The following is a 23,142-nucleotide window of genomic DNA, read 5'->3' as shown; positions in this document are numbered from 1 at the left end:
CTCAGTCCTTTACGCGGTGGGTCCGCCGAAGATCTCGATCGCCTTGCTCTCGGGCGAAAGAGTCACGATGGCGCGCTTGGTGTCCTTGCGCTTGCCGAAGCCCGCGCGAGTCCGCTTCCGCTTGCCCTGACGGTTGGCCGTGTTGACGCTGACCACCTTGACACCGAACACCTTCTCGACCGCGATCTTGATCTGGGTCTTGTTGGCGTCCGGGCGGACGATGAACGTGTACTTGTGGTCCTCGAGCAGCCCGTAGGACTTCTCGGAGATGACCGGCGCGAGCAGGATGTCGCGGTGGTCCGGAATGGCGACCGAGCTCACTTCTCGTCACTCCCTTCCGTAACCTCGCCCGACCGCGCGGAGGCCTTGACGGCCTTGCCACGGACGGGGCCTGCGACGAACGCGTCGTACGCGGCCTTGGTGAACACGACGTCGTCGTTGACCAGCACGTCGTAGGTGTTGAGCTGGTCCGCCCAGAGGATGTGCACCTCGGGCAGGTTCCGCAGAGAAACCCAGGACAGCTCGTCGTCCCGGTGCAGCACCACGAGAACGCGCTTCGCCTGCGTCACGGCGGCGATCGCGGTCTTGGCGGCCTTGGTCGACGGCTTCTCACCGGCGACCAGCTCGGTCACGACGTGCAGCTGCCCGGCGCGGGCCCGGTCCGAGAGGGCGCCACGCAGAGCGGCGGCCTTCATCTTCTTGGGGGTGCGCTGGGTGTAGTCACGCGGCGTGGGGCCGTGGACGACGCCACCGCCGGCGAACTGCGGCGCGCGGGTCGAACCCTGGCGGGCACGACCGGTGCCCTTCTGCCGGTACGGCTTCTTGCCGCCACCGGAGACCTCACCACGGGTCTTCGTGTCGTGCGTGCCCTGGCGCGCGGCGGCCAGCTGGGCCACCACCACCTGGTGCATCAGCGCGACATTGGCCTGCACGTCGAAGATCTCCTCGGGGAGGTCCACGGTGCCGTCGGCTTTACCGGCCGGGGTCTTCAGCTCGACGCTTGTCATTCGGAGTTACCACCCTTCGCGGCGCTGCGCACGAACAGCAGGCCGCCCTTGGGACCGGGCACGGCGCCCTTGATCAGCAGCAGGCCGTCCTCGGCGCGCACGGCGTGCACGGTGAGGCCCTGCGTGGTGACCCGGTCCGAGCCCATACGACCCGCCATGCGCAGGCCCTTGAAGACGCGGCCGGGGGTGGCGCAGCCACCGATGGAACCCGGCTTGCGGTGCACGGCCTGAGCACCGTGGCTCGCGCCCTGGCCCTTGAAGCCGTGGCGCTTCATGACACCGGCGTAGCCCTTGCCCTTGCTGGTACCGGTCACGTCGACCTCGACGCCGGCGGCGAACACCTCAGCGGTGATCTCCTGACCGACCTCGTACGTCTCGGCGTCCGTGGTACGCAGCTCCGCGAGGAAGCGCCGCGGGGTCACGCCCGCCTTGTCGAAGTGGCCGGTGCGCGGCTTGTTCACCTTGCGCGGGTCGACCGCGCCGAACGCCAGCTGCACGGCCGCGTAGCCGTCCTTGTCCTGGGTCCGAACCTGGGTGACCACGTTCGGACCGGCCTTCACGACGGTGACCGGGACAACCCGGTTCTGCTCGTCGAAGACCTGGGTCATGCCGAGCTTGGTGCCCAGGATGCCCTTCATCTGCCTGTCAGACATGAGTCTCTTACTCTCCGCCGCTCGCCAGCCGCTACTGGATGTTGACGTCGACGCTCGCCGGCAGGTCGATGCGCATGAGCGCGTCGACCGTCTTCGGCGTCGGGTCGAGGATGTCGATCAGACGCTTGTGCGTGCGCATCTCGAAGTGCTCGCGCGAGTCCTTGTACTTGTGCGGCGAGCGGATGACGCAGTAAACGTTCTTCTCGGTGGGCAGCGGCACCGGCCCGACAACACGGGCGCCGGTGCGCGTGACCGTCTCCACGATCTTGCGCGCCGAGGTGTCGATCGCCTCGTGGTCGTAGGCCTTGAGCCGGATGCGGATCTTCTGTCCCGCCATGGTGGCTGCTCGTTCCTTCGTCGTCTCGTGCCGCTTGTCTCGTCAACCCGGGCGCCAGCCCCGGTTTCAGCAGTTCAACGGCCCTGTCCCCGGTCCACGCGGTCGGGCGTGTCGCGCCCGACGCACAGACGGATCCCGTGGGATCGTCCTGCCTGGTCTTCCTCAACGTGAGGAGGCCGCGAGCCCGCGGTGCCGCAAAACAGCACCGCCGGCTGGTTGGCCTTTGCCCGCTAGCCTCACCCCGAAGGAAGAGCTGGACGGACCGTGGCCGCTCGTACAGGGGCGGCCGGAACCCCGTGAGTCATTCGCACAACTCTGGGATTCGGCCGCCCCGGGACGAGCAACCTGAATAGTGTCGCACACGTGAGTTGACGCCCTTGACTGGGGGGTGTATTGCCCCAGCCAAGGGCGTCGAAATCACTTGATGATCTTGGTGACCTGACCCGCACCCACGGTGCGGCCGCCCTCGCGAATCGCGAAGCGCAGGTTCTCGTCCATCGCGACCGGCTGGATCAGCTGGACCGAGATGTCCGTGTTGTCGCCCGGCATGACCATCTCGGTGCCCTCGGGGAGGGTCACGACGCCGGTCACGTCGGTCGTACGGAAGTAGAACTGCGGGCGGTAGTTGTTGAAGAACGGGGTGTGACGGCCACCCTCGTCCTTCGACAGGATGTAGACCCGGCCCTCGAAGTCGGTGTGCGGGGTGGTGGTACCCGGCTTCACGACGACCTGGCCGCGCTCGACGTCCTCGCGCTTGATGCCGCGGAGCAGGAGGCCGACGTTGTCGCCCGCCTGGCCCGAGTCGAGCAGCTTGCGGAACATCTCGACACCGGTGACAGTCGTCTTCTGCGACTTCTCCTTGATGCCGACGATCTCGACCTCTTCGTTGACGTTGACCACGCCACGCTCCACACGACCGGTCACCACGGTGCCGCGGCCGGTGATGGTGAAGACGTCCTCGATCGGCATGAGGAACGGCTTGTCGAGCTCACGCACCGGGTCCGGCACGTTGTCGTCGACGGCGGTCATGAGCTCGAGGACAGCCTCGGCCCACTTGGCGTCGCCCTCGAGAGCCTTCAGGCCCGACACGCGCACGACCGGCGCGTCGTCGCCCGGGAACTCCTGCGAGGACAGCAGCTCGCGAACCTCGAGCTCGACGAGCTCCAGGATCTCCTCGTCGTCGACCATGTCGGCCTTGTTCAGCGCGACCACGATGTAGGGCACGCCGACCTGGCGGGCGAGCAGCACGTGCTCGCGGGTCTGCGGCATGGGGCCGTCGGTGGCGGCCACGACCAGGATCGCACCGTCCATCTGGGCGGCACCGGTGATCATGTTCTTGATGTAGTCCGCGTGACCGGGGGCGTCGACGTGCGCGTAGTGACGCTTCTCGGTCTGGTACTCGACGTGCGAGATGTTGATCGTGATACCGCGCTGGCGCTCTTCGGGCGCGTTGTCGATCTGGTCGAACGCACGCGACTCGTTGAGCTCCGGGTACTTGTCGTGCAGAACCTTGGTGATCGCCGCGGTCAGCGTGGTCTTGCCGTGGTCGACGTGACCGATGGTCCCGATGTTGACGTGCGGCTTGCTCCGCTCGAACTTCGCCTTCGCCACTGGAATGTCCTCCTGGACTGATTTCGCTTTGTGCTCCCCGGCCGACGTGGCTGCCGGCCGGGGATTGTTACTCGTCGTCTTTGCTGCGGACGTTCAGGAGTGTTCCTTATGCCCGCGAGCGAGGGGGAACTACTCCCCCGTCGCCTTCGCGATGATTTCCTTCGCGACGTTCGCGGGAACCTCGGCGTAGGAGTCGAACACCATGGAGTAGTTCGCGCGACCCTGGGTGCGAGACCGCAGGTCGCCCACGTAACCGAACATCTCCGACAGCGGCACCAGTGCCTTCACGACACGGGTACCGGCGCGCTCCTCCATGGCCTGGATCTGGCCACGGCGGGAGTTGAGGTCACCGATCACGTCACCCATGTAGTCCTCGGGAGTCGTGACCTCGACGGCCATCATCGGCTCGAGGATGACCGGGCCGGCCTTCTTCGCGGCTTCCTTCATCGCCATGGAACCGGCGATCTTGAACGCCATCTCCGAAGAGTCGACCTCGTGGTACGCACCATCCAACAAGGTGAACTTCAACCCGACGAGCGGGTAGCCGGCCAGCACGCCGTACTGCATGGCGTCCTGCGCGCCCGCGTCGACCGACGGGATGTACTCCCGCGGCACGCGACCACCGGTGACCTTGTTGTCGAACTCGTAGAGTGCACCGTCCGTCGTCTGCAGCGGCTCCAGCTTCACGATGACCTTCGCGAACTGGCCGGAACCACCGGTCTGCTTCTTGTGCACGTAGTCGAGCTTGTCGACCGTCTTCTTGATCGTCTCGCGGTAGGCGACCTGCGGCTTACCGATGTTCGCCTCGACCTTGTAGTCGGACTTCATGCGGTTCACCAGCACCTCGAGGTGCAGCTCGCCCATGCCCGCGATGATCGTCTGGCCCGTGTCCTCGTCGAGCTGGACCTGGAAGGTGGGGTCCTCCTCGGCCAGCTTCTGGATCGCGAGCGACAGCTTCTCCTGGTCGGCCTTCGTCTTCGGCTCGATGGCCACGCGGATAACGGGATCCGGGAAGGTCATCGACTCGAGGACGACCGGGTTCTGCGGGTCGGCCAGCGTGTCACCGGTCGTGGTGTCCTTCAGGCCGATGACCGCGTAGATGTGGCCGGCCTGGGCCTCCTCGACCGGGTTCTCCTTGTTGGAGTGCATCTGGAAGAGCTTGCCGATGCGCTCCTTGCGCTCCTTGGTCGCGTTGACGACCTGGGCGCCCGCGGAGACCTTGCCCGAGTAGACCCGGATGTAGGTCAGCTTGCCGAAGAACGGGTGCGCGGCGATCTTGAACGCGAGCGCGGAGAACGGCTCGTCGACCGACGGCTTGCGCAAGACCGGGGTCTCGCCGTCGGGCAGCGTGCCCTCGACGGCCGGCACGTCCAGCGGGGACGGCAGGTAGTCGATGACCGCGTCCAGCATCGGCTGCACGCCCTTGTTCTTGAACGCGGAGCCGGTGAGCACCGGGTACGCCTCGCGCGCGACCGTGAGCTTGCGGATGCCGGCCTTGATCTCGGCCTCCGTGAGCTCCTCGCCCTCGAGGAACTTCTCCATCAGGGAGTCGTCGGCCTCGGCGACCGTCTCGACCAGCTTCTCGCGGTACTCGGCGGCGCGGTCGGCGAGCTCGGCGGGGATGTCCTCGATCTCGTAGTCCTCGCCCTTGCTCACCTCGCCCCGCCAGGTCAGCGCCTTCATGCGGACGAGGTCGATGACACCCTCGAAGTCGTTCTCGGCGCCGATCGGCAGCTGGATGACCAGCGGCCGGGCACCGAGACGCTCCTCGATGGTGCGCACGGTGAAGTAGAAGTCGGCGCCCAGCTTGTCCATCTTGTTGACGAAGCAGATGCGCGGGACTTCGTACTTGTCCGCCTGCCGCCAGACCTGCTCGGACTGCGGCTCGACGCCTTCCTTGCCGTCGAAGACGGCCACGGCGCCGTCGAGCACGCGGAGCGAGCGCTCCACCTCGACGGTGAAGTCGACGTGCCCGGGGGTGTCGATGATGTTGATCTGGTGATCGGCCCAGAACGTGGTGGTGGCAGCCGAGGTGATGGTGATACCCCGCTTCTGCTCCTCCTCCATCCAGTCCATGGTGGCGGCGCCGTCGTGGACTTCGCCGATCTTGTAGTTGATCCCGGTGTAGAACAGGATCCGCTCGGTGGTGGTGGTCTTACCGGCGTCGATGTGCGCCATGATCCCGATGTTGCGGACCTTGTTCAGGTCGGTCAGCACTTCACGTGCCACGAGAGTGTTCCCCTGTCTCGAGCGTGGGGCCCGGCATGGCTTGGATCGGCAGCCGGGCGGTCATCACCAGCGGTAGTGCGCGAAGGCCTTGTTGGACTCGGCCATCTTGTGCGTGTCTTCACGGCGCTTGACGCTGGCGCCAAGACCGTTGCTCGCGTCGAGCAGCTCGTTCTGCAGCCGCTCGATCATGGTCTTCTCGCGGCGAGCCTGCGAGAAGGAGACCAGCCAGCGCAGGGCCAGCGTGGTGGAGCGGCCGGGCTTGACCTCGATCGGCACCTGGTAGGTGGCGCCACCGACGCGGCGGCTCTTCACCTCGATGGTGGGCTTCACGTTGTCGAGCGCGCGCTTCAGCGTGACGACCGGGTCGGTGCCGGTCTTCTCGCGAGCGCCTTCCAGTGCGCCGTACACGATGCGCTCGGCCAGCGACCGCTTCCCGTCCTTCAGCACCTTGTTCACCAGCTGGGTGACCAGCGGGGAGGCGTAGACCGGGTCGGAGATCAGAGGCCGCTTCGGGGCCGGACCCTTGCGGGGCATTAGCTCTTCTCCTTCTTCGCGCCGTAGCGGCTGCGCGCCTGCTTGCGGTTCTTCACACCCTGGGTGTCGAGCGAACCGCGGATGATCTTGTAGCGAACACCAGGCAGGTCCTTCACCCGGCCGCCGCGCACGAGCACCATCGAGTGCTCCTGCAGGTTGTGGCCTTCACCGGGGATGTACGCCGTGACCTCGATGCCGCTCGTCAGCTTCACACGCGCAACCTTGCGCAGCGCCGAGTTCGGCTTCTTCGGGGTCGTGGTGTACACGCGGGTGCACACGCCACGACGCTGCGGGCTCCCCTTGAGGGCCGCGGTCTTCTGCTTGGCAGCCTTGTCCTGGCGGCCCTTGCGGACCAGCTGCTGGATCGTGGGCAATGGACCAGCTTCCTGTCGTGATCTTGCTTCTTCGTGTCTTCACCGGCCCCCGCGGTCGGGCGTGTCGGCCCGCGTCACGGTCTCTCGACCGGTAACTTCCCGGAGGGATTTTCCGTCGCAACCCCACGTGGAGAGGCCGGTGAACCGGGTGCGCGAGCACCCCGCTCATGCCGTACGGCACGCGGAGCGGCCCGACGCCTGCCGGGCACGGTCTCCAAAGATACCCGGCCACCTGACGGGAGGTCCGGGCGGGGGGTCCGAAGTGACGGTGACCGCCCATCGTAACCCCAGATGAGGGCTCTGCGGCCAGAGCGACGCGGAGGTCCCGTTATTCGGAACGTGACGGACGTCGCCGCTATTCCTCGTCCGGCTTCGCGTGGTCGGGCCGCCCCGGGTGGGGGTCGCGCGACAGGTCGATCAGCGGGTGGACGCCGGCCCCCTCAGGCGCGGCGTGGCTCCCCTTGGTGTCCTTCTGCCCCTCTTCAGGCCGGTCGGCGGTGCCGTTGCCGTCCATGACGCACTCCTCAAGTCGGTTTCCCTGCGGCTCGCACGCTACCCATTTCCACGAACGGTGACACATGGGGATCGAACGTCGCTTTCCTCAGGTGATCGACTTGGCCGTTAACCAGTGGACGGACCGGTCACGATGATTTCGTGACGACGAACTGGGCCATCACGCCAATCCCCGTCGACCATCTCGACGCGCGCGCGATCCTGCGCGAGTACCTCACCGACGTCGCGAGCCGCTACTGGGGCCGCCCGGCCACCGACGCCGAGGTCGACCAGGCTCTGGCCGAGGCACCGAGCGACGACCTGGCGCCCCCGACCGGCGCGTTCCTCGTCGCCCGCCTGCCGGACGGCACCGTGGCCGGCTGCGCCGGCACGCGGGTGGTGCGGCCCGGGCTGAACGAGCTCACCAAGGTGTACGTGCGCCCGGCCCACCGCGGCCAGGGCGGCGGCGCGCGCCTCGTCGCGGCGGCCGAGGAGGCGGCGCGGGCGCTGGGCGCCGAGACGCTGCGGCTCGACACCCGCCACGACCTCGTCGAGGCCCGGGCCCTGTACGCACGGACCGGATACGCGGAAGTCGAGCCGTTCAACGACGACAAGTACGCGGAGCACTGGTTCGCTAAAACGCTCAGGTGAAACGGTTTCCCACTGTCCACACCGGATTTACCTGCTCCACAAAGGACTTCGAGCAGCGTTCGTGTACTGCGGCGGCGCCGTCGCCTCTTCTGGGAAAAGATTCACGACTTCGCAGCGCGAACGCGACAGAAGCGGCATAATCCGCACGTCCGCACACCCGTCGTGCACGTGAGGGGGCCGCCGTGTCGGCTGAGATGGATCGTCTCGTCGCCGAGTTCGAGAAGTTCCAGAGCAGGATCAAACAGGCCGAGGCGAACTTCGCCAAGGTCGGCGACATGCAGGACGAGGTGACGGCACTCGAGGCCACCGCGATGTCGCCCGACCGCGCCATCACGGTCGTCGCGGGCGCCGGCGGCTCGGTGAAGGACATCCGCCTGACCGCCGACGCCCTTCGCCAGCAGCCGCAGCAACTGGCCTCGGCCATCCTGTCGACGCTGCACCGCGCCGTCGCCGACGCCGCGCTGAAGCAGGCCGGCATCGTCGACGCGCACGTGGGCGCCGCCTTCGGCGTCGACGTGTCCGACCAGGTCCTCGAGGCCCAGGCCGAAGCGATGGGAACCACAGCCGAAGAGCTGAAGTCCAAAGCCTCGGAGGCAGAGCGGGCCCCCCGCCGCCTCTCGGACGACGACCTCGAACACGGCGACATCCTGCGCCGCGACGAGCCCCCGGTCGCTCCCCCGCCACCGCCCCCGGCCAAACCGGCCGACGACGGCGTCCGCCGCCTGTGGGACCACGAGGAGGACTGATGGCACACGATGTGGATCCGCAGATCCTGAAGACCTACGCGTCGAGCACGCTGCCGCACTACAAGGACGAGACGACCAAGTTCGGCAACCTCGTCAACCAGGCCGACGTCACGGACAAGTCGTGGGGCCTGATCGGGCTGGCGGTGAAGCAGACGTACACGAGCAAGCTCGACGACCTGCGGCAGATGCTCGAACTCATGAAGACCGGCGTCGACACGCTGGGCGGGAAGATGAACCAGGCCGCGGAGATCTACGACGGCCACGAGAAGGACACCGTCATGACCTTCGGCAAGTTCAAGGCGAACATCGACGGACCGCTCTGAGCAGGGGGAGACCGAAATGGCCGACAGCATCGCCGACGGCGTCAAGCTCGAGCACGAGGGCGAGGGGTTCGTCCACGACGCCAACGAAGCCGCCAAGAAAGCGCCGATCATCGGCAAAGGGGTCGAGGGCGTCGAACGAGGCATCAAGGGCTTCAGCGAAGCCGACGACGCCGGCGAGTTCGCGGCGGCCACCGGGCAGATGCTCCAGGACGGCGCCGGCTTCGTCGCTGGAGCCGCGGTGGACGTGGCGAGCTTCGCGCTCGACCCCGTCGGCTGGCTGGTCAGCAACGGGCTGAACATGCTCCTGGAGCTGATCTCGCCGTTGCAGGACGCGCTGCACTTCGTGACGGGCGACGGCCCCGCGCTCAAGGAGGCGGCCGGCAACTTCAGCGAGATCGGCGTGGGCTTCGTCAAGCTCGGCGACGACTTCGCCAAGAAGGGCAAGGAGGAGCTCCGGACCTGGGTCGGTGACGGTGGCAACGCGGCCCGCAGTTCGCTGGACGAGTTCTCCGAGGGCATCAAGGGCATCGGCTCGACCACTGGCGGGGTCGGCGAGACGCTTCAGATGTGGTCGATGGTCATGACCGTCATCGAAGAGGTCGTGAAGGCGATCATCAGCGAGCTGGTCAGCTGGCTGATCTACATCTGGCTGCCCGCGCTCGCCGCCTCGATCGTGAGCTTCGGCTCGTCGGTCGCCGCCGCGATGACGGCGTCGATCGGCAAGGCCGCCGCCTTCTTCAGCCGGATCACCGCGAAGATGGGCAAGCTCGGCGAGCTGCTCGAGAAGTTCATGGCGTTCCTCGGGAAGTGGAGCGAGAACCTGCTCAAGCAGGGCAGCAAGCTCTCCCCGTCGGGCGCCGGCGGCATGACGCCGGGCATGGAGAAGGCCGCCACGGGCGCGCTCGCCTCGGCGACGAATTCCCGCGGCGCGGCGACGGTCGAGGCCCTCAAGGAGTCGGTCAAGGCCGGCGGCGAAGAGGCCCTCAAGGGGGTGACCGGCGTGAAGCTCGGCGACCTCGACAAGGGCTCGGCCTACAACGGCAAGGCCGGCTTCGACTTCGCCAACAAGGCGATCGACAACACTCGCGACATCCTGGAGTCCCGCGGCGGCAGCGACGCAGCCAGCTACCACTCCGAAGAGGACACCCGCGAGAACCTGGACATGGACCAGTAGATGGACCTGTTCGAACCGTGGTTCGTCGTCGGCGGTTTCGTACTGGGGTTCGCGCTGCTGTGGCTCGCCGGCCGGCTTGACGGGCGCAGCGGCTTGGCCGCGACCGCGTGCTACGCCCTGTGCGGTGTGACCTTCTCTGCAACGGCGCTGTACTGGCTTTCCGCAGGCACCGGCAGCTTCGTCCCCCAGCTGATCTGGATCGCGTTCCCGGTGGCGTTCGCCGCGCTGGTGGCGTGGCGGGGCTGGCGGCAGCGCACGTGGATCGCGCGGATCGCGGGCGCGACCAGGCAGCAGACTTTCGGCGTGCTCCCCCACCTCGGCCGCGGGGTCGCGCTCGACCACCCGGACCCCGGTTCCGTGCGTACGGCGGTCGAGTTCGACCAGCAGGGCCACCGCGTGCTGGGTACCGAGTACTCGACCGCGCCGCCCCACCCGAACGAGCCGGGCGCCGCGACCGCCAAGGTCGCGGAGCAGATCGACTCGATCAACTCTTCCGTTCAGCTGCGGATCCCGGTCGTGCCGGCGTTGGTGATCTCACCGCGGACCGGAGCGTTCGAGCCGGAGTACCCCACGCCGCTGGAAGACGCCCGGATCACCCGGAACTACGTCGGCTGGCTGAAGCCCGACCTCACGCTGGACACCTACGAGGTCGACGCCGAGTTCGACCGGCGGTTCACGGTGACCACCTCGGACCCCGAGTTCGCCGCGGCGGTGCTGACCGACGACGTGCGCGCCTTCATCATGAACGACCTGTGGTTCCGAGTGCGCTCGGTCGCCCTCCACGGCGACGCGATGTGGACCACCGAATCGGGCGCGCTGACCGAGGACCGCATGTTCGGCAACTCCCGTCGGCTCGCCATGCTGGCCGCGGTCGTGCCCGCGCCGGTATGGGAGGTGTGGGGCGGGGACAAGGCGTTCGCCGCGGTGGCCGCCGAGTCCGACACGAGCTACATCTCCTGGAACGGCGGTCGCGGCGGGTTCCTGCGGACACCGGTCAACCGCTTCCGCGAGGCGGCGGACCGGCAGCCGGTCACGTCGGTGTCACTGACCACGCGCACGGTCATCGCGCTGGCCCTGGTGTTGCTCGGGCTGCTGCCGGTCCTGAACTCCCTGGCCGCGCTGGTCAACGTGTCGCCCCAGACCCAGCTGACCGTCCTCGAAGCGCACGAAGGCTTCGCCGGCGACTGCTCCCGCGGCCGCGGCGGCTGCACCGGCAGCAGCGACTGGGTCCGCGGCAGGTACGTGCTCGACGGCACGACCCACGACGTGTCGTCCCAATGGATCGACACGTTGCCCGCCAAGGGCGAGGTCCTCGACGTGGAGATCGGCCCGATCTGGTGGCACCCGGTCCTGGAGAGCAGCCTCGCGGCGATCTACGTGCTGCTCGTCGCTCTCCTGCCGCTTCTCGCGGGCGCGCTGCTCGCGAAGGCCACTTACCGGCCTAGGCCGCCCCGGCGCGTCAGGAAGCAACGCAAGGCCCAGGAAACGACGAGCGCCTAGCTACAAGCGGGTGCCGCAGTCACCGCAGAAGACGGCGCCGGCGGTGGCGGGCTTGCCGCACTCGGTGCAGTGGACGGTGGGGGCCAGGGACGAGCCGCAGGCGGCGCAGAACTTGCCGCCCTCGGCTTTGACGCCGCAGCTGGGGCAGGTCAGGTGGGCGCGGGTGTCCAGGTCGAGGTCGCGGGTCCAGTCTCGGTCGCGGGCGCGGTCCCAGATCTGGTCGCGCTGCGCGGAAGCCTGGGCGCGTGAGATCTCCTCCGCGACGCTCGGCGAGCACCGCAGGCACTGCCCGATCTCGGTGTTCCAGCACTGGTCCGCGCACATCCAGTCGCTGCAGCCACGACACTGGCGGAAGCTCGGCGAGATCTCCTTCACCGCGGCCGCGAGCGCGCGGTCCTTCGCGGCGGAGTTCGTGGCGCGGTCGTAGCGCCACTGGTCGGCCGAGTAGCTCAGGTCCTGCAGCTTGCCGCCGAAGAACGAGCCGACCGCGCGCAGCACGCCGCGGCCCGTCTCGACCGCGTCGCGCTGGAAGGCCGACCGGTAGCCGTTTCCGCAGCGTTCACAGCGGAACTCGAACTGGTAGCCCTGGGTGTTGGAGATGTCCGAGAAGTTGTCCGTGAACGGCACGACGTCAGCCACGGCTGCCAAGGTAGGCGCGCTCCCGCGGCGCGGGGACCGTAGAAGTGCCGACAACAACGCGACTACCGAACGCATTCATCTCAGCTAACGCCGCCGCATGAAGAAGGCCCCCGCCCCGGAAACCCGGGAACGGGGGCCTTCTCGGCTACAGGCTACGAACCGATCAGCGGAAGTCGCGACCGAAGTCGTAGTCGTCCAGCGGAACAGCGGCACCGGTGCCCGAACCGAACACGTCCGGGGTGTAGTAACCGTCGTCGTAGGACGGGATCGCGTAAGCCGCGACCCGGGCCTCCTCGGTCGGCTGGACCTGGATGTTCCGGTACTTGTTGATTCCGGTACCGGCCGGGATCAGCTTACCGATGATCACGTTCTCCTTGAGGCCCACGAGCTTGTCCGAACGGCCGTTGATGGCCGCGTCGGTCAGGACTCGCGTGGTCTCCTGGAACGAGGCCGCCGACAGCCACGAGTCCGTGGTCAGCGACGCCTTCGTGATGCCCATCAGCACCGGGCGACCCGAAGCCGGCTCGCCACCCTCGGCGACCGCGGCGCGGTTCGTCGCCTCGAACTTCGTCCGCTCGGGCAGCTCGCCCGGCAGGAAGTCCGTGGCACCGGAGTCGATGATCGTCACGCGGCGCAGCATCTGCCGCACGATGACCTCGATGTGCTTGTCGTGGATCGACACACCCTGCGCGCGGTACACCTTCTGGACCTCGTCCGTGAGGTGCATCTGCGCCTCACGCGGGCCCATCACGCGGAGCACCTCGTGCGGGTCGGGCGTGCCCTCGAGCAGCTGCTGCCCGACGTTGACGTGGTCACCGTCGCCCAGCGGGCCGTTCGGGGTGTTGGCGAGCCGCTGCCGCTTGGACAGCTTGTCGAAGACGATCTCCTCCGACCCGTCGTCCGGGATCAGGGTGATCTTCCAGAACCGCTCGCTCTCCTCGATCCGCACGCGGCCGTCGACGTCCGCGATCGGCGCCTTGCCCTTCGGCACGCGAGCCTCGAAGAGCTCCGTGACACGGGGCAGACCGGTCGTGATGTCGTCACCGGCGACACCACCCTGGTGGAACGTACGCATCGTCAGCTGCGTACCCGGCTCACCAATCGACTGGGCGGCGACGATGCCGACGGCCTCGCCGACGTCGACGAGCTGGCCCGTCGCCATCGAGCGGCCGTAGCAGGTCGCGCACACACCGACCGCCGACTCACACGTCAGGACCGAGCGGACCTTGACCTTCGAGATGCCGCTGGAGAGCAGCTTCTCGATGGCCGGGTCGCCCACATCGTCGCCCGCGTTGAGCACGACGTTGCCCTTGGCGTCCACCGCGTCCGTCGCGAGGTTCCGCGCGTACACGCTGGTCTCCACGTGCTGGTCGCGAATCACCTTGCCGTCGCCGACGTCCTCGCCGACGACCATGGAGATACCGCGCGTGGTGCCGCAGTCGATCTCGCGGACGATGACGTCCTGCGAGACGTCCACCAGACGACGGGTCAGGTAACCCGAGTCGGCGGTACGGAGAGCCGTGTCCGCCAGACCCTTCCGGGCACCGTGCGTCGCGATGAAGTACTCCGCCACCGACAGGCCTTCACGGAAGTTGGCCTTGATCGGACGCGGGATGTACTCACCCTTCGGGTTCGACACCAGGCCACGCATACCGGCCAGCGACCGGACCTGCGTCATGTTGCCCGCCGCACCCGACTTCACGATCATGGCGATCGGGTTGTCGTCCGGCAGCGCCGTCTCCATGATCTTGTGGACCTCTTCGGTGGCCTGCGTCCACACCTTGACGAGCTCGTTGTTGCGCTCGGTGTGGGACAGCTGACCACGCTGGTACCGCTTCTCGACCTGGTCGGCCTTGCCCTCGTACTCGTCGAGAATGGCCTTCTTGCCGACCGGGGTCAGCACGTCCGAGATCGCGACGGTGACACCGGAGCGAGTCGCCCAGTAGAAGCCGGCGTCCTTGAGCTTGTCCAGCGTCTGCGCCACCTGCGTCATCGAGTAGCGCTCGGCGAGGTCGTTCACGATCGCGGCCTGACGCTTCTTCGGCATCGGCTCGTTCACGAACGGGTAGTCCGCCGGGAGCAGGTCGTTGAACAGCACGCGGCCCAGGGTCGTCTCGGCCAGCCACATCTTGCCCGCCTCCCAGCCGTTCTCCGCGAGCCGCGCTTCGTCGGCCTTGGCCGGCTGGCGGTCCGTGACGCGGATCTTGATGGGAGCGTGCAGGCTCAGCGCCTTGCGGTCGAACGCCATGATCGCCTCGGCCGGCGAGGAGTAGGCGTTGCCCGCACCCTCGGCCTTCTCGTTGAGGCGGGTCAGGTGGAACAGGCCCGTGACCATGTCCAGACGCGGCATGGCGAGCGGACGGCCCGACGCCGGCGACAGGATGTTGTTCGCCGACAGCATCAGGATCCGGGCCTCGGCCTGCGCCTCGGCCGACAGCGGCAGGTGCACCGCCATCTGGTCACCGTCGAAGTCCGCGTTGAACGCCTCGCAGACCAGCGGGTGCAGCTGGATGGCCTTGCCTTCCACCAGCTGCGGCTCGAAGGCCTGGATGCCGAGGCGGTGCAGGGTCGGCGCGCGGTTCAGCATCACCGGGTGGCCGGTGATGACCTCTTCGAGCACGTCCCACACCTGCGGGCGCGAACGCTCCACCATCCGCTTGGCGGACTTGATGTTCTGAGCGTGGTTCAGGTCGACCAGTCGCTTCATGACGAACGGCTTGAACAGCTCGAGCGCCATGTCCTTCGGCAGACCGCACTGGTGCAGCTTCAGCTGCGGACCGACGATGATGACCGAACGGCCCGAGTAGTCCACGCGCTTGCCGAGCAGGTTCTGGCGGAACCGGCCCTGCTTGCCCTTGAGCAGGTCGGACAGCGACTTCAGCGGCCGGTTGCCCGGGCCGGTGACGGGACGACCGCGGCGGCCGTTGTCGAACAGCGCGTCGACGGCCTCCTGCAGCATCCGCTTCTCGTTGTTGACGATGATCTCGGGCGCGCCGAGGTCGATCAGCCGCTTGAGGCGGTTGTTGCGGTTGATCACGCGGCGGTACAGGTCGTTCAGGTCCGACGTGGCGAAGCGGCCACCGTCGAGCTGCACCATCGGGCGCAGGTCCGGCGGGATGACCGGCACGGCGTCGAGCACCATGCCACGCGGGTCGTTGCCGGTCGCCTGGAAGGCGGCCACGACCTTGAGGCGCTTGAGCGCGCGCAGCTTCTTCTGGCCCTTGCCGTTGCGGATGGTGTCGCGCAGGCTGTCGGCCTCCGCGGCGACGTCGAACTCGGTGGCCAGCTTCTGGATGGCCTCCGCGCCCATGCCGCCGGTGAAGTACTCGCCGTAGCGGTCGACCAGCTCGCGGTAGAGCAGCTCGTCGGCGATCAGCTGGCGGGTGTCGAGCTTCGTGAAGGTCGTCCAGACCTCCTCGAGGCGGTCGAGCTCGCGGCCGGCGCGGTCGCGCAGCTGACGCATCTCGCGCTCGCCGCCCTCCTTGACCTTGCGGCGCACGTCGGACTTGGCGCCCTCCGCCTCCAGCTCGGCCAGGTCGGCTTCCAGCTTCTGCGCGCGAGCCTCGATGTCCGCGTCACGCTTGGTCTCGAGGTTCTTGCGCTCGACGCCGATCTCGTTCTCGAGGGTCGGCAGGTCGTTGTGGCGCAGCTCCGTGTTCACGCCCGTGATGACGTAAGCAGCGAAGTAGATGATCTTCTCGAGGTCCTTCGGCGCCAGGTCCAGCAGGTAGCCCAGGCGGGAAGGAACACCCTTGAAGTACCAGATGTGGGTGACCGGCGCGGCCAGCTCGATGTGGCCCATCCGCTCACGACGCACCTTGGCGCGAGTCACCTCGACGCCGCAGCGCTCACAGATGATGCCCTTGAAGCGAACGCGCTTGTACTTGCCGCAGTAGCACTCCCAGTCCCGGGTCGGGCCGAAGATCTTCTCGCAGAAGAGGCCGTCCTTCTCGGGCTTGAGCGTCCGGTAGTTGATGGTCTCCGGCTTCTTGACCTCGCCGTAGGACCACTGACGGATGTCGTCAGCAGTGGCGAGACCAATGCGGAGCTCATCGAAGAAATTGACGTCCAGCACGTCTAAGTCCCCTTGGGGTTGTATCGGCTAGAGGAGTCTTGGTGGCGAGCCGGGGGCCTGCGGGAGGCCGGCCCCCGGCTCAGCACACGATCAGTGAACGACGTCGTCGACGCTGGGCGACTCGTTGCGGGACAGGTTGATGCCGAGGTTGGCCGCGGCGCGCTCGAGGTCCTCGTCGTCGGAGTCGCGCATCTCGATGGCCGCACCGTCGCTGGAGAGCACCTCGACGTTGAGGCACAGCGACTGGAGCTCCTTCAGGAGCACCTTGAACGACTCCGGGATGCCCGGCTCGGGGATGTTCTCCCCCTTGACGATGGCCTCGTACACCTTCACGCGGCCGACCACGTCGTCCGACTTGATCGTGAGCAGCTCCTGCAGCGTGTAGGCAGCGCCGTACGCCTGCATCGCCCAGCACTCCATCTCACCGAAGCGCTGGCCACCGAACTGCGCCTTACCACCCAGCGGCTGCTGCGTGATCATCGAGTACGGGCCGGTGGAGCGGGCGTGGATCTTGTCGTCGACCAGGTGGTGCAGCTTCAGGATGTACATGTAGCCGACCGACACCGGGTACGGGTACGGCTCGCCGGAGCGACCGTCGAACAGCGTGGCCTTGCCGTTCTCCTTGACCATGCGCTCGCCGTCGCGGTTCGGCTTGGTCGAGCCCAGCAGCCCGGTGAGCTCCTCCTCCTTGGCGCCGTCGAACACCGGGGTGGCGGTGTTCGTGTTCGGCGCGACGTCGTAGAGCTCCTCGGACAGGTTCTTCGCCCAGTCCGGGTTGCCTTCGATCGTCCAGCCCTGCGACGCCAGCCAGCCCAGGTGCAGCTCGAGGATCTGGCCGATGTTCATCCGTCGCGGCACACCGTGCGTGTTCAGGATGATGTCGACCGGGGTGCCGTCCTCCATGAACGGCATGTCCTCGGCCGGCAGGATCTTGCCGATGACGCCCTTGTTGCCGTGGCGGCCGGCGAGCTTGTCGCCCGGCTGGATCTTGCGCTTCTGGGCCACGTAGACGCGGACCAGCTCGTTGACGCCCGGGGGCAGCTCGTCGTCGTCCTCGCGCGAGAACACGCGGATGCCGATGACCTTGCCGGTCTCGCCGTGCGGCACCTTCAGCGAGGTGTCGCGGACTTCGCGGGCCTTCTCACCGAAGATCGCGCGGAGCAGGCGCTCTTCCGGCGTCAGCTCGGTCTCGCCCTTCGGCGTGACCTTGCCGACCAGGATGTCGCCGTCGCGGACCTCGGCACCGATGCGGATGATGCCGCGCTCGTCGAGGTCGGCGAGCACCTCCTCGGAGACGTTCGGGATGTCCCGGGTGATCTCCTCGGCGCCCAGCTTGGTGTCGCGGGCGTCGATCTCGTGCTCCTCGATGTGGATCGACGTGAGCACGTCGTCCTGCACCAGGCGCTCGGAGAGGATGATCGCGTCCTCGTAGTTGTGGCCCTCCCACGGCATGACCGCCACGAGCAGGTTCTTGCCCAGCGCCATCTCACCGTTCTCGGTGGACGGGCCGTCAGCGATGACCTGGCCCTTCTCGACGCGGTCACCCTCGTCGACGATCGGGCGGTGGTTGAAGCACGTGCCGTGGTTGGAGCGGCGGAACTTGTACAGTCCGTAGCTCTTCCGCGTGCCGTCGTCGTGCATGATCGTGATGATGTCCGCGGACAGCTCCTCGACCACGCCGGCCTGCTCGGCCACGAGGACGTCACCGGCGTCGACCGCGGCGCGCAGCTCCACACCCGTGCCCACGTACGGGGCCTGGTTGCGCAGCAGCGGCACGGCCTGGCGCTGCATGTTCGCGCCCATCAGCGCGCGGTTCGCGTCGTCGTGCTCCAGGAACGGGATCATCGCGGTGGCGACGGAGACCATCTGCCGCGGCGACACGTCCATGTAGTCGATCTCGAGCGGGTCGATCAGCTCGACCTCGCCACCCTTGCGGCGACCCAGGACCTTGTTCTCGACGAAGTGGCCGTCGTCGGTGATCGGCGCGTTGGCCTGCGCCTTGACGAAGCGGTCTTCCTCGTCGGCCGTGAGGTAGTCGACCTGGTCGGTGACCTGGCCCTCGACGACCTTGCGGTACGGGGTCTCGATGAAGCCGAACGGGTTGACCCGCGCGTAGGAGCAGAGCGAACCGATCAGGCCGATGTTCGGGCCTTCCGGCGTCTCGATCGGGCACATGCGGCCGTAGTGCGACGGGTGGACGTCGCGGACCTCCATGCCGGCGCGCTCACGGGACAGACCACCGGGGCCCAGCGCCGAGAGGCGGCGCTTGTGGGTCAGGCCCGACAGCGGGTTGTTCTGGTCCATGAACTGCGACAGCTGCGAGGTGCCGAAGAACTCCTTGATCGCCGCGCCGATCGGGCGGATGTTGATCAGGGTCTGCGGCGTGATCGCCTCGACGTCCTGCGTGGTCATGCGCTCGCGCACGACGCGCTCGGTGCGGGAGAGACCGACCCGGATCTGGTTCTGGATCAGCTCACCCACCGTGCGCAGGCGGCGGTTGCCGAAGTGGTCGATGTCGTCGGTCTCGACCGGCACCTCGACGTTCGACACGCTCGTCATCTTGTCCTCGCCGGCGTGGAGCCGGACCAGGTACTCGATGGCCGAGACGATGTCCTCTTCGGTCAGCGTGCCGGTGTCGTACGGGGTGTCGAGACCGAGCTTCTTGTTGACCTTGTAGCGGCCGACCTTGGCCAGGTCGTAGCGCTTCGGCTTGAAGAACAGGTTCTCCAGCAGCGTCTGCGCGCTCTCCTTCGTGGGCGGCTCGCCCGGACGGAGCTTGCGGTAGATGTCGAGCAGCGCCTCGTCGGTGCCGGCGGTGTGGTCCTTCTCGAGGGTCGCCAGCAGCGTCTCCGAGAAGGAGAAGCGCTCGCGGATCGCCTCGGTGGTCCAGCCCAGCGCCTTCAGCAGCACGGTGACCGGCTGGCGGCGCTTGCGGTCGATGCGCACGCCGACGGTGTCGCGCTTGTCGACGTCGAACTCGAGCCACGCACCGCGGCTCGGGATGACGCGCACGCTGAAGACGTCCTTGTCGGTCGTCTTGTCGACACTGCTGTCGAAGTACACGCCCGGAGAACGCACGAGCTGGGACACGACGACCCGCTCCGTGCCGTTGATGATGAAGGTGCCCTTGTCCGTCATCACCGGGAAGTCGCCGAGGAAGACCGTCTGGCTCTTGATCTCACCGGTGTTGTTGTTGACGAACTCCGCCGTGACGAACAGCGGGGCCGCGTAGGTCATGTCCTTGTCCTTGCACTCCTCGATCGAGGCCTTGACCTCGTCGAAGCGCGGGGCGGAGAAGGACAGCGACATGGAACCGGAGAAGTCCTCGATCGGGGAGATCTCGTTGAGGACCTCCTCCAGGCCGCCGACCGGGTTCTCGTCACCTTCGTTGACGCGGCGCTCGAACCACGCCTCGTCGCCGGTGAACCACTGGAACGACTGGAGCTGCACGTCCAGCAGGTTGGGGGTGTTAAGGGGCTCGCGAATCTTTGCGAAGGAGACCCGCTTGGGCGCGCCGGGGATACCCGTGGACTCCGAGCGGGATACAGCCGAGGTGGTCGCAGCAGTGGCCTGGTTCGCGGGAGAGACTGCCAAGATGCGTCCTTCCGGGGACAATGAGCGGTGAGCAGCCGTTATGGCAACAGGTGCCGTCGCGACTGTCAGGGGTGCCGTGTGCCCACTACTCTAACTACCGGCTCCGGGCAGCCTGAAAGAGGGCAGCGCAAAGAGGCAGTCTAGCTTGAACGACGCGGTCTGTCCAGGGGGCGCTCCCGATGGGGCCCAGCCTGCCTCGCGGCGTTGTAGCAATGCCTCCGACCCGCCCGGGTTCTGCGTCCCTCCCGCAAGGTTCGCGCTCCCGGCCGTGACCGTTGGCAGTAAGCCTGAACCCACGACGCCTTCGAGTCAAGATGCCACTCGGGGGTCCGACCGGTTGGCGCAGCGTCGACCGGGGCATGCGGAGGGTGACAACCGGGATGATCATCCCGGTTACCCGCCGGTACCTGCGGAATCGCGGTCGCGGGGTCGGTCGGGGCGGGATTCAAACGGTGTTCTGCGTCACGAACAGGGGTCGCGGGGTGAGTGGTCCAGTCGGCCCACGGGCGTGGTGTGGCGGGCGGCTGAGGGTTTGTCGGCGCGCTGCTCGCGGCGGATCGAGGGGCTGGTTCGTGACCCGGGAGCCGGGTGCGGCGGTACGTCCGGGCAGACAAATCCGGCATCGGCACGATTGCGCGTCCACCCGGCGAGATTGTCCGGGTTTCGTGAATTCCCCACCGCTAAAATCGGATCCGATCCTGGTCGCCGGCCCACGACGGAGTGCTCATGCTCGGGAACGAGACCGCTCGCCGCTCCACCGTGATTCTCGCCGTCACCCTGGCCGCACTCACCGTCGGAGGCACTCAGGCCATGGCCGCATCCGAAAACACCGCCACAGACACCAAGGACAGCACGGGCCACGCGTTCGGCCGGCTCGGGCCGCTCACGGACCTCGTGGTCGAGCGCCTGCGGGTGAGCGATCGTGTGGCGGCGTCGAAGTTCGGCACCGGCAAGCCCATCGACGACCCGGCGCGCGAGGAGCAGGAGCTCGCCGCGGTGCGCACCCGGGCGTTCGCGCTGGGGCTGGACCCCGAGCGCACGGCCGCGTTCTTCTCCGACCAGATCACCGCCAGCAAGGTCGTGCAGCGCGGGCTGTTCGACCGCTGGACCGCGCACCCCGAGCAGGCACCCACCACGCGCCCGGACCTCACGGAGATCCGCGCCGAGCTGGACGAGCTGACGACGTCGCTGCTGACCGAGCTGGTGGCCACGAACGACGTCCGCGAGCCCGGCTCCCCGCGCCGCGTGGACGTGCTCGAGGCGCAGATCTCGGCCGATGTCGTCGACCACCTCGACGCGCTGCACCGCACGGCACTGCGCACGGCCCTGCAGTCGCTCTGCTGAGGCTCTCCGGACACCGGCGGAAAGCAAGAAGGCCCGGCACCCGCTCAAGCGGGCACCGGGCCTTCTGCGGTCCTTACTTCGACGGCGGCGGCGAGGCCGGCGCCGAGGAAGCGGGCGCCTTGGCCGCGGGCGGCGCCGGGGCCTTGTACGTGTCGAGGTCGGTGATCTTCCACGTGTCGCCCTGCAGCTGGGCGTCGACGTGCAGCTGGGCCGAGCCGGCGGTGGTCTGCTTGGTGTCGGTGCGCGTGGAGGTCTGGTCGACGAACACCATCACGCGGGCGAGGTCCCCGTTGAGCATGATCACCGCGCTGCGCGTGACCTTGCAGGTCACCACCATCTTCTGCTGCGGTGCGAGGCGCTTCACCTCGCCCATGAGCGAGTTGTACTTGGCCTTGACGTCGTCGTTGGCCAGCAGGCTGTTGGCCGCGTCCTCGGTCTTCTTGATGTTGTTGAAGTCGTAGGAGAACAGGGTCTCGGTCGCCTTCGAGACCTGGTCCTTGACCTGCGCGGTCTTCGCGACGTCGAGCAGGGCGGCGTTGCTCGTGGAGTCGGAGACGTCGTCGAACTTCAGCTTGAAGAACACCGCGCCCCCGGCGAACACCAGGCCCACCACGAGCAGCACCACGACCAAAGCGACCGAGCGGTCCTCGCGCGGCTGCAGCTTCGCCCACGGCGGCGGCGTGGCCGGAGCGCCGGCGGCCTCCTGCTCGGCCTCGTCACGGTCCACGGGCTTCGCGCGGCCCGCGTCGCGGCGCTTCCGGCGGGGAGCGGCGTGGGCCGGCCCTTCTGGCTTCCCGGGAGCTTCCGTCTTCTCGGGAGCTTCGGTTTCCACGGCCTCGCCGGTGAGGGCGTCGACCTCCGCCTCGTCCTCGACCGGGGCCGAGGTGTCCTCGGTCGCCGGCCCGCGGGACCGCGAGATCCCCGCGCTCTTCGGGAACCGGATCTCCTGCGTGACCTCGGACGGGTCCGCGCTGGTCAGCGGGCCGGGCCGCGGCACCGGACGCGGGCGCGGCTTGGCCGGGGCCGGGGTCGCGGGGGGAGTCGGCCGCTCGTCGGTGGACGCGGGTGCGCCGTCCGCGCTCGACGGCTTGCGCAGCCCGGCGACCCTCGGCCGGCGGGCCGGCGGGGTGCTGCTGCGGGGCGGCTGGCGGCGGGAGGGGGGCACTGGGAGAACTCCGTTCTGCGGTGAAACTACTGTCCGGAGGCGACGAGGGGGACGCTGTCGATGCCGGACAGCTTCCACTCGCTCCCGACGCGGGTCATCGAGGCCTCCAAGCGCAGCGCCTTCGAACTGGTCTGGCCGCCCGCGCTGTTCGTCGTGGTGATCGCGGCCAGGAAGCTCGCCTTGCCCTCGTGGTCGTCGAGCTCCTCGACGGCGATGTCCTGCACCGTCGCGGTGACTTTCACCTTCGAGTCGGTCAGCGCCTTCGAGTACGTCGCCCGGCCCGCGTCGATCTGCTGGGCCATGTTGGTGTCCGACACGGCCTTCTGGTGGTCGAAGTACTCGTTGAGGTTGGTGTAGTCCACGGTGGTGTAGGCCTCTACCGCCGCGGCGCCCGCCTTCACGACGTCGTCGCGGGACTTCGCGAGGTCGGCGTTCTCGCCCGTGCCCGCGACCCACCACATGATCCCGAAGACCACGGCGACCACGAAGGCGGCGAGCGCGAAGGCCCCGGCGCCGAAGAGCCACACGCGCGGCGAGCCCGGCAGGGACCGCTTGGCCGGCGAGGCGGCCGCGTGCGACGTGGTCTCCGAAGCGGAAGCCGAGGCTTCCGGCGGCGACGAGGTCACCCCTTCCTCGGCGGCGGCCTGTTCGGAACTCATATCACTCCAGGGTAGGTAACGGTCGTCAAATACCG

General features: G+C 67.9%; 20 protein-coding genes. 6 read left to right on the top strand and 14 right to left on the bottom strand.

Features of this window, described 5'->3' with window-relative positions; translation table 11 throughout:
- Nucleotides 1-9 precede the first annotated feature (9 nt).
- The 9 genes from rplW to ACQPXB_RS03930 all read right to left on the bottom strand — a co-directional run bounded on the left by rplW (nt 10) and on the right by ACQPXB_RS03930 (nt 7,259).
- The gene (gene rplW / locus ACQPXB_RS03970; protein ID WP_220246080.1) at nt 10-321 is read right to left on the bottom strand and encodes a 50S ribosomal protein L23; all 312 of its coding nucleotides are present in this window, start codon (nt 319-321) and stop codon (nt 10-12) included.
- Nucleotides 318-1,007, bottom strand: coding sequence for a 50S ribosomal protein L4 (gene rplD, locus ACQPXB_RS03965; protein ID WP_366575799.1), 690 nt, complete (start codon nt 1,005-1,007; stop codon nt 318-320). The genes rplW and rplD overlap by 4 nt, the downstream gene beginning before the upstream one ends.
- Entirely contained in the window at nt 1,004-1,660 is a 657-nt protein-coding gene (gene rplC / locus ACQPXB_RS03960; RefSeq protein ID WP_360597553.1) for a 50S ribosomal protein L3, read from the bottom strand. Before rplC ends, rplD begins: the two co-directional genes overlap by 4 nt.
- A 31-nt stretch (nt 1,661-1,691) precedes the next feature.
- Complete coding sequence (gene rpsJ / locus ACQPXB_RS03955) at nt 1,692-1,997, bottom strand: 30S ribosomal protein S10 (protein WP_003102098.1); 306 nt, start codon at nt 1,995-1,997, stop codon at nt 1,692-1,694.
- A 417-nt stretch (nt 1,998-2,414) separates the two neighbouring features.
- The gene (gene tuf / locus ACQPXB_RS03950; protein ID WP_360597555.1) at nt 2,415-3,608 is read right to left on the bottom strand and encodes an elongation factor Tu; all 1,194 of its coding nucleotides are present in this window, start codon (nt 3,606-3,608) and stop codon (nt 2,415-2,417) included.
- A 129-nt stretch (nt 3,609-3,737) separates the two neighbouring features.
- Nucleotides 3,738-5,837 carry an elongation factor G gene (gene fusA / locus ACQPXB_RS03945; protein WP_366575800.1) on the bottom strand — a complete coding sequence of 700 codons (2,100 nt, stop codon included), beginning with the start codon at nt 5,835-5,837 and terminating at the stop codon, nt 3,738-3,740.
- A gap of 63 nt (nt 5,838-5,900) precedes the next feature.
- The gene (rpsG, locus tag ACQPXB_RS03940; RefSeq protein WP_007031033.1) at nt 5,901-6,371 is read right to left on the bottom strand and encodes a 30S ribosomal protein S7; all 471 of its coding nucleotides are present in this window, start codon (nt 6,369-6,371) and stop codon (nt 5,901-5,903) included.
- Complete coding sequence (gene rpsL / locus ACQPXB_RS03935) at nt 6,371-6,745, bottom strand: 30S ribosomal protein S12 (protein ID WP_003102113.1); 375 nt, start codon at nt 6,743-6,745, stop codon at nt 6,371-6,373. The genes rpsG and rpsL overlap by 1 nt, the downstream gene beginning before the upstream one ends.
- Nucleotides 6,746-7,100: 355 nt before the next feature.
- On the bottom strand, nt 7,101-7,259 hold the full coding sequence (locus ACQPXB_RS03930; protein ID WP_220246074.1) for a hypothetical protein: 159 nt from the start codon (nt 7,257-7,259) through the stop codon (nt 7,101-7,103).
- A 140-nt stretch (nt 7,260-7,399) separates the two neighbouring features.
- Between ACQPXB_RS03930 and ACQPXB_RS03925 the strand changes: the two genes are divergently transcribed.
- From ACQPXB_RS03925 to ACQPXB_RS03905, 5 genes are all read left to right on the top strand, one after another.
- On the top strand, nt 7,400-7,888 hold the full coding sequence (locus tag ACQPXB_RS03925; protein ID WP_366575803.1) for a GNAT family N-acetyltransferase: 489 nt from the start codon (nt 7,400-7,402) through the stop codon (nt 7,886-7,888).
- A 182-nt stretch (nt 7,889-8,070) separates the two neighbouring features.
- On the top strand, nt 8,071-8,634 hold the full coding sequence (locus tag ACQPXB_RS03920; RefSeq protein WP_432849524.1) for a YbaB/EbfC family nucleoid-associated protein: 564 nt from the start codon (nt 8,071-8,073) through the stop codon (nt 8,632-8,634).
- Nucleotides 8,634-8,957, top strand: a complete 324-nt coding sequence (locus tag ACQPXB_RS03915) for a hypothetical protein (protein WP_366575807.1) — start codon at nt 8,634-8,636, stop codon at nt 8,955-8,957. The genes ACQPXB_RS03920 and ACQPXB_RS03915 overlap by 1 nt, the downstream gene beginning before the upstream one ends.
- 16 nt (nt 8,958-8,973) lie before the next feature.
- Nucleotides 8,974-10,131 (top strand): hypothetical protein, encoded by a 1,158-nt coding sequence (locus tag ACQPXB_RS03910; RefSeq protein WP_432849522.1) that lies wholly within the window; start codon nt 8,974-8,976, stop codon nt 10,129-10,131.
- Complete coding sequence (locus ACQPXB_RS03905) at nt 10,132-11,631, top strand: hypothetical protein (RefSeq protein WP_432849520.1); 1,500 nt, start codon at nt 10,132-10,134, stop codon at nt 11,629-11,631. It abuts the gene before it with no gap.
- Here the strand turns inward: ACQPXB_RS03905 and ACQPXB_RS03900 are convergent, their stop codons facing one another.
- The 3 genes from ACQPXB_RS03900 to ACQPXB_RS03890 all read right to left on the bottom strand — a co-directional run bounded on the left by ACQPXB_RS03900 (nt 11,632) and on the right by ACQPXB_RS03890 (nt 19,939).
- Nucleotides 11,632-12,270, bottom strand: coding sequence for a zinc ribbon domain-containing protein (locus ACQPXB_RS03900; RefSeq protein ID WP_432849518.1), 639 nt, complete (start codon nt 12,268-12,270; stop codon nt 11,632-11,634).
- 163 nt (nt 12,271-12,433) lie between these two features.
- The gene (locus ACQPXB_RS03895; RefSeq protein WP_432849516.1) at nt 12,434-16,345 is read right to left on the bottom strand and encodes a DNA-directed RNA polymerase subunit beta'; all 3,912 of its coding nucleotides are present in this window, start codon (nt 16,343-16,345) and stop codon (nt 12,434-12,436) included.
- Between the two features lie 90 nt (nt 16,346-16,435).
- Nucleotides 16,436-19,939, bottom strand: coding sequence for a DNA-directed RNA polymerase subunit beta (locus tag ACQPXB_RS03890; protein ID WP_366575817.1), 3,504 nt, complete (start codon nt 19,937-19,939; stop codon nt 16,436-16,438).
- 726 nt (nt 19,940-20,665) lie between these two features.
- On the opposite strand from ACQPXB_RS03890, the gene aroQ reads away from it, so the two are divergent.
- Nucleotides 20,666-21,283 carry a gamma subclass chorismate mutase AroQ gene (gene aroQ / locus ACQPXB_RS03885; RefSeq protein WP_432849513.1) on the top strand — a complete coding sequence of 206 codons (618 nt, stop codon included), beginning with the start codon at nt 20,666-20,668 and terminating at the stop codon, nt 21,281-21,283.
- A gap of 73 nt (nt 21,284-21,356) precedes the next feature.
- Here the strand turns inward: aroQ and ACQPXB_RS03880 are convergent, their stop codons facing one another.
- Both ACQPXB_RS03880 and ACQPXB_RS03875 read right to left on the bottom strand, forming a co-directional pair.
- Nucleotides 21,357-22,448, bottom strand: a complete 1,092-nt coding sequence (locus tag ACQPXB_RS03880) for a hypothetical protein (protein WP_432849511.1) — start codon at nt 22,446-22,448, stop codon at nt 21,357-21,359.
- A 26-nt stretch (nt 22,449-22,474) separates the two neighbouring features.
- The gene (locus ACQPXB_RS03875) at nt 22,475-23,107 is read right to left on the bottom strand and encodes a hypothetical protein (RefSeq protein WP_366575823.1); all 633 of its coding nucleotides are present in this window, start codon (nt 23,105-23,107) and stop codon (nt 22,475-22,477) included.
- Between the last annotated feature and the right edge of the window lie 35 nt (nt 23,108-23,142).

The organism is Amycolatopsis sp. CA-161197 (assembly GCF_050942255.1).
In the GTDB taxonomy this organism is placed as follows: Bacteria; Actinomycetota; Actinomycetes; order Mycobacteriales; family Pseudonocardiaceae; genus Amycolatopsis.
The sequence above is the reverse complement of the archived record's forward strand: the minus strand, read 5'-3'. Positions and strand labels throughout refer to the sequence as shown.